We start from the raw sequence: 11,717 nt of genomic DNA, 5'->3' as shown, positions 1-11,717 counted from the left end.
GCCTCGATCGCCGCGAACACGTACTTGGGCTGGAAGTGGATGTCCGCGATCACCGGGATCTGCGACTTCTTCGCGATCACCGGCAACGCGTCCGCGTCGTCCTGGGTGGGACAGGCCACCCGCACGATCTGACAGCCCGACGCCGTCAGCTCCGCGATCTGCTGCAACGTCGCACCGATGTCCGACGTACGGGTCGTGGTCATGGACTGGACCGACACGGGGGCGTCGCCGCCCACCGCCACGGTCCCGACCTGGATCTGCCGGCTCTTGCGGCGCTCCGCGAGCCTGGTCGGAACGTCCGGCATGCCGAGAGAAATCGCAGTCATCTGCTGTGCAACCCCAAGTCGTGGATCAAGGTCCGGCCCCGTTCAGCGGCGGGCTCCGGCCTTCGAGATTACGGCACCGACGTGAACGCCCGGCACGCGGCGTACGCGAGATACACCCTTTGGCGCCCTTCTGCCGGGCGACCGGCGTGAAGCCCGACCCGGAAGGACATGCTCCAGGATCGGGCTCCTCACCGGACCGCTTGAATGGTCCGGATCACCCGGAACATCCTTGGATCAGCTGATACGTACCGGATTGACGACGTCCGCCACCAGCACCAGCAGGGTGAAGCAGACGAAGATGCCCGCCACCACGTAGGCCACCGGCATCAGCTTCGCCACGTCGAACGGGCCCGGGTCCGGGCGGCGCAGCACCTTGGCCGCGTTGCGGCGCAGCGACTCCCACAGCGCGCCCGCGATGTGGCCGCCGTCGAGCGGCAGCAGCGGGAGCATGTTGAACAGGAACAGGGAGAGGTTGAAGCCGGCCACCAGCATCACGAACATGGCCAGCTGCTGGGTGGGCGGGATGTCGAGGGTGGCGATCTCGCCGCCGACGCGGGCCGCGCCGACCACGCCCATCGGGGAGTCGGCCTCGCGGGGCCCGTCGCCGAAGGCCGCGTCCCACAGGGCGGGGATCTTGGCGGGCAGGGCGGCGAGGGAGTCGACGGCGTCGCCGATCCGGTCGCCCATCCAGGTCACGGACTGGCCGAAGTCCTGTTTCACCACGCCGGTGGCGGCGCTGAAGCCGAGGAAGCCGGCGGTGACGTACTCCCCCTCGACGATCTGCCCGTTCGCGTCCTTCTTGGCGACCTGGTTGGTGGCGATGGTCGCCTGGAGGGTGACCTCCTGGCCCCCGCGCTCGACGACGACCGGCACCCTGTCGCCGGGGTTGGCGCGGATCAGGTTGGACAGCTGATCCCAGTCGTCGGTCCGCACGCCGTCGAAGGAGACGATCTTGTCGCCCGCCTTGAGGCCGGCCGCGGCGGCCGGGGAGGCCGGGTCCGACCTGGTGCAGTCGTCGCGGTTCTCGGTCTGGGAGATGACGCACTGGGAGACGGAGCTGACGGTGGTGGTCTGCTGCGAGATACCGAAGCCCATCAGGACGATGAGGAACAGCACCACCGCGAGGATCAGGTTCATGAACGGGCCCGCGAACATCACGATGACCCGTTTCCAGGGCTTGCGCGTGTAGAACAGGCGCTTCTCGTCACCCGGCTGGAGTTCCTCGAAGGCGGCCGAGCGGGCGTCCTCGATCATGCCGCGCCAGGGCGAGGTGGAACGGGCCTCCACCCGGCCGTCGGCGCCCGGCGGGAACATGCCGATCATGCGGATGTAGCCGCCGAACGGGATGGCCTTGACGCCGTACTCGGTCTCGCCCCTCTTCCGCGAGAAGAGCGTCGGCCCGAACCCGACCATGTACTGGGGCACACGGATGCCGAAGAGCTTGGCCGTCGACAGGTGCCCCAGCTCGTGCCAGGCGATGGAGAACAGCAGGCCGACCGCGAAGAGGACTATGCCGAGGATGAACATCAGGGTCGTCATGCACGGGCCTCCGCCGTCTGTGCCGCCAGTTCCCGGGCCCGGGTACGCGCCCAGGTCTCCGCTTCGAGGACGTCCGCGACGGTGAGCGAGGTTCCCGTACGGGGGGTGCCGTGCTCCTCGACCACCCGCGTGACGGTCTCCATGATCCCGAGATACGGCAGCACGCCGCGGCGGAACGCCTCGACGCACTCCTCGTTGGCGGCATTGAACACCGCCGGGGCCGTGCCCGCGAGCTCCCCGACGTGCCGGGCGAGGTTCACCGAGGGGAAGGCCTCGTTGTCCAGCGGGAAGAACTCCCAGGTCGAGGCCTTGCTCCAGTCGAAGGTCGGGGCGGCGTCCGGGACGCGCTCGGGCCAGCCGAGGCCGATGGCGATGGGCCCCCGCATGTCGGGGGGCGTCGCCTGGGCCAGGGTCGATCCGTCCGTGAACTCCACCATCGAGTGGACATACGACTGCGGGTGCACGACCACCTCAATGCGGTCGAAGGGAATGTCGTACAGGAGGTGGGCCTCGATCACCTCCAGGCCCTTGTTGACGAGGGTCGCGGAGTTGATCGTGATCACCGGGCCCATGGCCCAGGTGGGGTGGGCGAGGGCGTCCTCGACGGTGACGCCCGCCAGCTGCTCCCTGGTCCGGCCCCGGAACGGGCCGCCGGAGGCGGTGACGACCAGCTTGCGCACGTCGGCGCGGGTGCCGGCGGCCAGGGCCTGGAAGAGGGCGGCGTGCTCGGAGTCGACCGGGATGATCTGCCCGGGCTTGGCGAGGGCCTTGACCAGCGGGCCGCCGACGATGAGCGACTCCTTGTTGGCGAGCGCCAGCGTGCGGCCCGCCTCCAGGGCGGCCAGGGTCGGGGCGAGCCCGATGGAGCCGGTGATGCCGTTGAGGACGGTGTGGCAGTCGGAGGCGGCGACCCGGGTGGCCGCGTCGGGTCCGGCGAGGATCTCGGGGAGCGGCTCCCCACTGCCGTACCGGGCGCCCAGTGCCTCGCGCAGCGCGGGGACGACGTCCTCGCGCGCGACGGCGACGGTCCGCGCCCCCAGCCGGTGCGCCTGCTCGGCGAGGAGGGCGACCCGGCCGCCGTTGGCGGACAGGGCGGTGACCCGGAAGCGGTCCGGGTTGCGCAGCACGAGGTCGATGGCCTGGGTCCCGATCGACCCGGTGGACCCGAGGATCACCACGTCCTTCGGGCCGTCGCCCGCCACCGGGTCGTACACGAGGTGGGGGTCGGCGAGTGGGGCTGGACTGTCGCTCATCCCCCCATTGTTGCCGCAACCGCCCGCCGCGAGGACAGCGCGTCCCTCGCACGGGTGTCACGAGGCCCCGCGGGTGGACCGCGGAGGCGTCCCGGGCCGGGCGCACCGGCGTCCCCGCCGGGGCGCACCGGCGTCCCCACCCGGGCACACCGGCGCTCCGGGCCGGACGCGGTGGTGTTCCCGGCCGGACGCGGTCGTGCTCCCCGGACACACCGCACCCCCTGGGCGGGCGGGGGTGCGGTGTGTCCGGGGCCGCGCGGCCGGGCGGGGTTCACCTGACGGGGCGGTGCACGTTCGCCCGCTGCGAGGCGCCCGGGGAGGCGTCGGCGATCCACGGACCGTCGCCGGACGGGTCGACGATCCCCTGCTCCAGCCACTCGTAGGCGCCGCCCAGCACACCCTTGACGACCTTGCGGTCGAGATCGTCGGTGTTGGTCCACAGGCGGCCGAAGAGTTCCTCGACGCGGATGCGGGCCTGGCGGCAGAAGGCGTCGGCGAGCTGGTAGGACTCGCGGCCGTGCTCGCCCCGGGTGCGCAGGTGCTCGGCGCGGACACAGGCGGCGCTCATCGCGAACAGCTCCGCGCCGATGTCGACGATCCGGCCGAGGAAGCCCTGCTTGGTCTCCATCCGGCCCTGCCAGCGGGACATGGCGTAGAAGGTGGAGCGGGCGAGCTTGCGGGCGGTGCGCTCGACGTAGCGCAGGTGCCCGGAGAGGTCGGGATGGCCCGACGGGTGGAAGTCGGCGTAGGCGCGCGGGAGCTGGCCGGGACCGGCGACGAGTTTCGGCAGCCACTTGGCGTAGAAGACGCCCGCCTGCGCGCCCGCGCGTGCCTTGTCCGACAGCGTCTTCTCGGGGTCGATCAGGTCGCCCGCGACCGAGAGGTGGGCGTCGACGGCCTCCCGCGCGATCAGCAGGTGCATGATCTCGGTGGAACCCTCGAAGATCCGGTTGATGCGCAGGTCGCGCAGGATCTGCTCGGCCGGCACCGCGCGCTCGCCGCGGGCTTCGAGCGAGGCGGCCGTCTCGAAGCCGCGTCCTCCGCGGATCTGGACCAGGTGGTCGGCCATCAGGCAGGCCATCTCGGAGCCGTAGAGCTTGGCGAGGGCGGCCTCGATGCGGATGTCGTTGCGGTCCTCGTCGGCCATCTGGGAGGAGAGGTCCAGCACGGCCTCCAGGGCGAAGGTCGTCGCCGCGATGAAGGCGATCTTCGAGCCGACCGCCTCGTGCAGCGCGACCGGCTTGCCCCACTGCTCGCGCACCGCCGACCATTCGCGGGCGATCTTCAGGCACCACTTGCCGGCGCCCACGCACATCGCGGGGAGCGAGAGGCGACCGGTGTTCAGGGTGGTCAGGGCGATCTTCAGCCCGGCACCCTCGGCGCCGATGCGGTGCGCGGCCGGGACGCGCACCCGGTGGAAGCGGGTGACGCCGTTCTCCAGACCGCGCAGGCCCATGAAGGCGTTGCGGTTCTCGACGGTGACGCCCTCGGACGCGGCCTCCACGACGAAGGCGGTGATGCCGCCCTTGTGGCTCTCGGACTTCGGGACGCGGGCCATGACGACGAGCAGGTCGGCGACGACGCCGTTGGTCGTCCACAGCTTCACCCCGTCGAGGACGTAGTCGTCCCCGTCGGGCACGGCGGTGGTCGCCAGGCGGGCCGGGTCCGAGCCGACGTCCGGCTCGGTCAGGAGGAACGCCGAGATGTCGGTGCGGGCGCAGCGCGGCAGGAACGTGTCCTTCTGCTCCTGGGTGCCGAACATCTTCAGGGGCTGCGGCACGCCGATCGACTGGTGGGCGGAGAGCAGCGCGCCGATCGCGGGATTCGCCGACCCGACCAGGGCGAGGGCCTTGTTGTAGTAGACCTGGGTGAGGCCGAGGCCGCCGTACTTGGTGTCGATCTTCATGCCGAGGGCGCCGAGCTCCTTCAGCCCGGTGATCACCTCGTCCGGGATGCGCGCGTCACGCTCGATCACGGACCCGTCGATCTTCGTCTCGCAGAAGTCGCGCAGTTTGGCGAGGAACTCCTCGCCGCGCTGGACGTCCTCGTCGGCGGGGAGCGGGTGGGGGTGGAGCAGGTCGAGGCGGAAGCGACCGAGGAACAGCTCCTTGGCGAAGCTGGGCTTGCGCCAGTCCTGTTCCCGGGCCGCCTCGGCGACCTGTCGGGCCTCGCGTTCGGTGACGGTGGGTCGGGAGGAGGGGGTGGTGGGGGCGGACATGAGTCTCACCTCGCCGCGAATCGGCATCGGGGGGAAGCACGTCCACCAAGATCGCCTCAGGCGTGCCGCGCGACCTTGCGGACGTACGTGACTTACCGGTCGGTGCTACCCGATCGTATTTACCCGAGAGCGGGCGGCCCCACCACCCTTCGTGCGGCCGTTCGGCCGAAGCCCCGCGGGGAGCGTCCTGGGAGCAACGGCTGTCGAAGCGCTTCGACTCCCTATGGACACTCGACCCGCGCGGGCGCTACTGTCGGACCGCCCTCACTCGTCTCCGCATCTCGCGCGCTGTCGAAGCGCTTCACATCACTGGGAGAGCTGGATGGTCACCCTCGCCGAGGTCGCCCAGCACGCCGGAGTCTCGGCCAGCACGGTGAGCTATGTCCTCAGCGGCAAGCGGTCCATCTCCACCACCACCCGGCAGCGGGTCGAGGAGAGCATCCGCACGCTCGGCTACCATCCGAACGCCGGCGCCCGCGCCCTGGCCAGCAGCAGGTCCAACATCATCGCGCTGATGATCCCCCTGCGCACGGACATGTACGTGCCGGTGATGATGGAGATCGCCATCGCGGTCGCCACCAGCGCGCGGACCCACGGGTACGACATCCTCTTGCTCACCGGCGAGGAGGGCCCCGACGCCGTGCGCCGCGTCACCGGCAGCGGGCTCGCCGACGCGATGATCCTGATGGACGTCGAACTGGACGACGAGCGTCTCCCTCTGCTGCGGGGCACGAACCAGCCGTCCGTCCTGATCGGGCTGCCCGCCGACACCGAGGGACTCACCTGCGTCGACCTGGACTTCCGGGCGACCGGCGCGCTGTGCGTGGAGCACCTGGCGGGGCTGGGGCACCACGACATCGCCGTCATCGGCGAGGCTCCCGCGGTCTACGAACGGCACACCGGCTTCGCCGAGCGCACCCTCGACGGGCTGCGCACCCGCGCGCGGGAGCTGGGACTGCGGCTGCTGCACCGCCCCTGCGAGGGCGGGTACGACGCGATGGCCTCGACTCTCGCCCGGATCTTCGACGAGCGTCCGGGCACCACCGGCTTCGTCGTCCAGAACGAGGCGGCGGTCGAGCCGCTGCTCGCCCTGCTGCGCCAGCAGGGCCGTGCGGTGCCCGAGGACGTGTCGGTGGTGGCGGTCTGCCCGGAGCAGGTCGCCACCCAGGCCTCGGTGCGGCTCACCTCGGTCGCCGTACCCGCGCAGGACATGGGCCGGCACGCGGTGGAGCAGCTGCTCGCCAAGCTCGGCGGGCGCGGGAGCGACGAGGTCGTGCTGCTCGCGCCGGAGCTGACCGTCCGGGCCAGCTCCGGCCCGGCGCCCGTACGGCCGTAGCGCCCCCGGTCCCCAGCCCCGCGGACACGGGCCGGGACCCGCGGCGGAGTGGAGGGGCCGGTCCCGGGCGGGACCGGCCCCTCGCCGCGCGCCGGGTCAGCCGCCGCTGACCGTCAGGTTGTTGGTGCGGAAGTCCAGGCCGCCGGCGGACGAGGTGATCTCGTAGCCGAACTGCACGTCGCCGATGGTCTCGTTGCCCATCCAGCCCTTGGTGTCCTTGATCCACTTCAGGACGGGGAGGATGTTCACCGTGCCGGAGTTCGAGTCCGAGGTGCGCAGGAACGAGAAGACCTCGTTGGCCCCGTTGTTCCCCTTGTAGACGTTCCAGGTGTGGCCGCCGAGGGTGGCCGTCCCCTGTGGGCTGCCGAGCGGGCCCACGGCGCCGTTGTGGTTGACCCAGAGCATGATCTCGTAGTCGTAGTCCGTGTCCCAGATGTCGTACGACGTGTTGTAGGCGCCGGACGACGGGACCGTGACGTTGTAGCTGCTGGTGAGCGAGGTGATGGAGGTGATCGGCTTGTTGATCACCTTCTTGGAGTTCGGGTAGGACTTGATGCCGCCGGTGTTCGGGTGGTCGGCCCAGACGCCCCAGTTGGTGCCGGAGTTGGCCCAGACGCACTGGGCGCCGGCGCCGGAGCCCCAGATGTTGTTGTAGAGGGTGTAGCCGTTCAGGTTCGTGTTGCCCCACTGGTCGCAGGAGTTCCAGACCGCGGCCTGGGCGGGGGCGGCGGCGAGGCCGACGGTGGCGCCGAGCGCGAGGGCGGGGGCGAGCAGCGCGGTCAGGGTGCGGGTGCGTGGTGCCATGGGGGTTCCTTCCATGGGTGGGGGGAGGTGCAGGGCTACCGCGCCGCGGCACGCGTGCCGGCGATGCCGAGGGCGCGGTCCTCTCCGGCGACCAGGTCGAGCGGTTCGGCGCCGGAGGAGGTCCGGAGTTCGACGCGGACGGTGCGGCCGGGGCGCAGGAGCGCTCGCGCCGTCCCGTCGGGCGTCCAGGCGAGGTCGAGTTCGGCTCCGAAACGGGTGCGTACGCCTCGGATCTCGCCCCGCGGCAAGGACGCGGGGAGGGCGGGCAGCAGGACCAGCCGGCTCGGCGTGGACTGCACGAGCATCTCGATGAGCACGGCCGGGAGCGCGTGCGCGGCGTCCGCGTTGTAGACGTCGCGGTGGGGGTAGTGCGCGCTCATCAGGGAGGGGTGGAAGTAGTCGCCGTCGAGCACGCGGGCGAGGCAGTGGGCGACCCGTCCGGCGTCCCGGAGGCGGGCCGCGACCAGGGCGTGGTGGAGGTGCCCGTGGGCGGAGTCGTTCTCGACGCCGCGCAGTTCGAGGGCGCGGCGGGCGGCCCCGGCGAGACGGGGGGTGTCGTACGGGTTGATCTCGTCGAGCGGCCACACGCCGTAGAGGTGGCTCAGGTGGCGGTGGTCGTAGGTGTCCTCCAGGCCGGGCCGCGCCCATTCGGCGAGGGCTCCGTCGGCGTTGACCCGGTGGGGCGGGAGACGGTCGGCCAGGGTCCGCCAGCGGTCGGCGTGCTCGGGGTGGTGGTCGGCGGCGGTCAGCAGGGCGTGCCGGGCGGCGGAGAGGTCCATGGCCGCGTCGAGGGTGCCCCAGCCGGCGTTGGCGGGGCGGTTCTCGGGCGAGTAGGAGGGGACGACCGCCAGCCGGCCGCTCTCGTCCGTGCGGGTGAGGAAGTCCTCGTAGAAGAGGGCGACTTCGGCGAGGGCGGCGGTGGTGCGCGGGTCGCGGGCGCCGCGGGTCTCGTCGTGGTCCACGAGCGGTTTGAGCAGCCAGTCGGCGCCCGCCGTCCACAGGTGGAGCGGGTACTCGCGGCTGAAGTGGTACGTGTGCCCGGACTCGCCGTCGGTGTGCGAGGGCGCCACCACGCCCCGGGCGCCGAAGATCGCCCGGGCGTTGTCGCGCCAGTCGGGGAGCTGGCGGTGGACCAGGGCCGCGTGGGCCTCGGTGACCTCGGGCAGGGCGCCCGCCGCGGCGGACGCGGTCTGGAGGTTGAGGTTGGCGTTGGTGGTGAACGCCCCGGACCAGGCGGTGTTCCAGTCGCCGGTCCACAGGCCGGTCAGCCGGGGCGGGAGCAGGCCGCTGGCGGAGAGCAGGTGGTAGCGGCCGGCGGCGAAGAGGCGCTCCAGCAGGGCCGGGCCGCCGGCGTGCTCCAGGAGGGCCGATCCCGGCAGGGCGCGCTCGGCGGGGTCGGCGGCGAGATCGAGGGTGACGCGGTCGTAGGCGGTGCGGTGCAGGGCGAGGTGGCGGTCGAGGAGTCCGTCGTACGACGCCGCGTCCGGCAGCTCGCGCAGGGCGCGGCCCTCGGCGGCCACGTCCAGCTCGCCGGTGTGGCGGCGCACCCGGGTGAGGAGGAGGACCTCCGTGGCGCCCTCGACCAGGACGCCCGGCGGGACCAGCCGGGTGGTGCCGCCGGTGACGGCGACCAGGGTGACGCCGGTGTAGGCGAGGTCGCTGCCGGGGTAGTGGGCCCGCAGGCTGAGCAGGGCGCCCTCCGGGGTGCGGACTGCGCCCTGGCCGACGGCGAGCCCGGCGGGGGCGCCGGGGAGGCGGTGGTCGAGGGAGAGGTCGAGGGTGACGTGCGGGGCGGTGACGCGCTGGACGATCACGTCGTCGGCGCGGGAGACGAAGACGCGGCTGGTCCAGGTGGAGTGCGTGGCGGTGGCCTCGCCGGTGGTGAAGTCGACGGAGCGGCGGTAGGCGGCGCGGGCGTCGCCGGGCGGTCGGTTCAGGCGCAGCTGGAAGGCCGGGTGGAAGCGGCGCACCCAGCGCAGCGGACGGCCGTCGGTGAAGTCCTCGGCGGCGGTGGCGTCCCCGGCGAGCAGGCGGTCCTGGAGGGCGGGCAGGTCGGCGGCGAGCCGGGGTGGGCGGCGGAGCGCGTCGTCGCCGTCCGGACGGACGAGGGTGTGGTGGGTGACGACGACCCGGTCGGCGTCCGGATCGCCGAACACGAGGGCGCCGTGGTGGCCGTTGCCACTGAGGAAGGCGTCCTCCCAGCGGGTGGCGGGCTCGGGCTCCCAGGTGCCGTGCACGGGCCCGTCGGCGGGGCGCGTGCCGGTCATGAGGCGGACTCCGCGAGGACCGCGGCGCCGTACCGGCCGAGGGTGACGCGGTCGGTGACGGTCGTGTCGGTCAGCAGGTCGCGGTGGGTGCCCGGGACGTCGACGGTGACCGGCTCGCGGCCGTGGTGGAGGAGGAAGAGCAGGTCACCGCGGCGCACGGCTTCGACATGCGCGGGGAGGCCGTCGAGCACGGGACGGACGCCCGCGTCGGCGGCGGCCCGGGTGAGCAGCCCGCGCAGCGCCCGGGGCTCCGGCAGCGTCGACAGGTACCAGGCCCTGCCCTTGCGCAGCACGGCCGGCATGCCGTCCAGCTCGCCGCCCCGGTAGGGGACGGTTTCGGTGGCGGTGCCGTCGGGTTCGATCTCCTCGGACCACAGGGTGCCGCGGAAGCCGTCGCAGGCGGCCGGTTCGTCGGTCTCCAGGGGCCACCACTCGTGCAGGGTGCGGATGCCGAAGAGGGCGCGCAGCCGGGCGTCCATGCCGCCGGGTCTGATCCGGTCGTCCTCGTCGGCGACGCCGGTGAGGAAGCCGCAGACGAGGGTGCCGCCGTCGCGGACGTAGGTGAGGAGGTTGTCGATCGCCGCGTCGGTGAGGGCGTAGAGCTGGGGCACGACGACCGCCTTGTACGGGCTCAGGTCGTGCTCCGGGTGAGCGAAGTCGGTGGTGAGGTGGGCCTCCCAGAGGGCCCGGTGCCAGGCGTGGAGGACGTCGGGGTAGTCGAAGCGGGTGGAGGGCCGGGCGTCCTGGGCGCCGGCCCACCAGGCGTGCCAGTCGTGCAGGACGGCGATGCCGGCGGTGACGCGGGTGTCCGCGGTGTGCGGGCCGAGCCGGGCGAGGTCGGCGCCGAGCTGCTTGACCTCCTGGTACGTGCGTCCCTGCGGGCCCGCGTGGCCGAGCATCCCGGAGTGGAACTTCTCCGCGCCCTGCCGGGACTGGCGCCACTGGAAGTAGCAGACGGCGTCGGCGCCGCGGGCCACGGCCTGCAGGGACCACAGGCGGTTGAGGCCGCGCGGCTTGGGGTGGTTCACCCCGCGCCAGTTGACGGGTCCGGCGGCCTGCTCCATGAGCATCCACGGCCCCCGTGCCTGGGAGCGGGTCATGTCCTGGACCAGGGCGCCGTGCTGCGCGCCGAGCGGGTCGCGCGGGTCGGGGTAGAGGTCGACGGAGACCACGTCCTCCTCCTCGGCCCAGCGCCAGGCGTCCTGGCCGAACCACAGCGGCATGAAGTTGGTGGTCACCGGCAGGTGCGGGGTGTGGCGGCGGACGATGTCGCGTTCGGCGACGAAGCACTCCAGGAGCATGTCCGAGGTGAAGCGCCGGAAGTCGAGCAGCTGGGTGGGGTTCTTCAGGTAGTGGGCGCGACGGGGCGGCGCGACCTCCTCCCAGTCGCCGTAGCCCTGGCTCCAGAAGGCGGTGCCCCAGGCGGTGTTGAGGGCGTCGAGGGTGCCGTACCGGTCGCGGAGCCAGCGGCGGAAGCGGGTGGCGGCCTCCTCCCCGTGGTCGGAGGTGCAGTACTCGTTGTTGATGTGCCACATCGTGAGCGCGGGGTGGCCCGCGTACCGGGCGGCCAGGGCCTCGGTGACGGCCGCCGCGTGCCGGCGGTAGGTGGTGCTGGAGTGGGAGAAGTGCTGGCGGCCGCCCCACCACTCGGTGCGGCCGTCCTCGTCGCGGGGCAGGGTGTCCGGGTGGAGGTGGCCCAGCCAGGGTGGGGGCGAGGCGGTGGGGGTGGCGAGGACGACCCCGACGTCGTGGGCGTGCAGCAGGTCCATCAGACGGTCCAGCCAGCCGAACTCGTAGGTCCCCGGGCGTGGTTCGAGCTGCGACCAGGAGAAGACGCCGAGGGTGACGGAGTTGACGCCGGCGTCCCGCATCAGGCGGACGTCCTCGTGCCAGGTCTCCTCGGGCCATTGCTCGGGGTTGTAGTCGCCGCCGTAGAGGATGCGGTGGCGGGTGGTGTCCGACAGGTTCGGCATC

The 11,717-nt window shown here is 72.5% G+C and carries 8 protein-coding genes; 1 reads left to right on the top strand and 7 read right to left on the bottom strand.

What is annotated here, in order from left to right:
- The 4 genes from ACGF5T_RS24560 to ACGF5T_RS24545 form a co-directional block, all read right to left on the bottom strand.
- On the bottom strand, positions 1-326 hold a 326-nt coding region (locus ACGF5T_RS24560), incomplete at its 3' end, for a flavodoxin-dependent (E)-4-hydroxy-3-methylbut-2-enyl-diphosphate synthase (RefSeq protein WP_361012866.1).
- A 234-nt stretch (positions 327-560) separates the two neighbouring features.
- Positions 561-1,853: a site-2 protease family protein gene (locus ACGF5T_RS24555; RefSeq protein ID WP_356612310.1), complete on the bottom strand. Its 1,293-nt coding sequence runs from the start codon at positions 1,851-1,853 to the stop codon at positions 561-563.
- A gap of 8 nt (positions 1,854-1,861) precedes the next feature.
- Entirely contained in the window at positions 1,862-3,118 is a 1,257-nt protein-coding gene (dxr, locus tag ACGF5T_RS24550; protein ID WP_366768139.1) for a 1-deoxy-D-xylulose-5-phosphate reductoisomerase, read from the bottom strand.
- A gap of 271 nt (positions 3,119-3,389) precedes the next feature.
- On the bottom strand, positions 3,390-5,336 hold the full coding sequence (locus tag ACGF5T_RS24545) for an acyl-CoA dehydrogenase family protein (RefSeq protein ID WP_366768138.1): 1,947 nt from the start codon (positions 5,334-5,336) through the stop codon (positions 3,390-3,392).
- Positions 5,337-5,658: 322 nt separating this feature from the next.
- Here ACGF5T_RS24545 and ACGF5T_RS24540 point away from each other — a divergent pair, with 322 nt between their 5' ends.
- Positions 5,659-6,672: a LacI family DNA-binding transcriptional regulator gene (locus ACGF5T_RS24540; protein ID WP_356612186.1), complete on the top strand. Its 1,014-nt coding sequence runs from the start codon at positions 5,659-5,661 to the stop codon at positions 6,670-6,672.
- A gap of 96 nt (positions 6,673-6,768) precedes the next feature.
- On the opposite strand, the gene ACGF5T_RS24535 is transcribed toward ACGF5T_RS24540, so the two are convergent.
- Genes ACGF5T_RS24535 through ACGF5T_RS24525 form a run of 3 tightly spaced genes read right to left on the bottom strand, consistent with a single transcriptional unit; the run spans position 6,769 to position 11,716 of the window.
- Positions 6,769-7,476 (bottom strand): hypothetical protein, encoded by a 708-nt coding sequence (locus ACGF5T_RS24535; RefSeq protein ID WP_366768137.1) that lies wholly within the window; start codon positions 7,474-7,476, stop codon positions 6,769-6,771.
- 35 nt (positions 7,477-7,511) lie between these two features.
- Positions 7,512-9,743: a glycoside hydrolase N-terminal domain-containing protein gene (locus tag ACGF5T_RS24530; RefSeq protein WP_366768136.1), complete on the bottom strand. Its 2,232-nt coding sequence runs from the start codon at positions 9,741-9,743 to the stop codon at positions 7,512-7,514.
- Positions 9,740-11,716 (bottom strand): beta-galactosidase, encoded by a 1,977-nt coding sequence (locus tag ACGF5T_RS24525; protein WP_366768135.1) that lies wholly within the window; start codon positions 11,714-11,716, stop codon positions 9,740-9,742. The genes ACGF5T_RS24530 and ACGF5T_RS24525 overlap by 4 nt, the downstream gene beginning before the upstream one ends.
- Position 11,717: the final 1 nt, after the last annotated feature.

Origin of the sequence: Streptomyces sp. NPDC047853 (assembly GCF_043204535.1) — a bacterium.
In the GTDB taxonomy this organism is placed as follows: domain Bacteria; phylum Actinomycetota; class Actinomycetes; order Streptomycetales; family Streptomycetaceae; genus Streptomyces.
The sequence above is the reverse complement of the archived record's forward strand: the minus strand, read 5'-3'. Positions and strand labels throughout refer to the sequence as shown.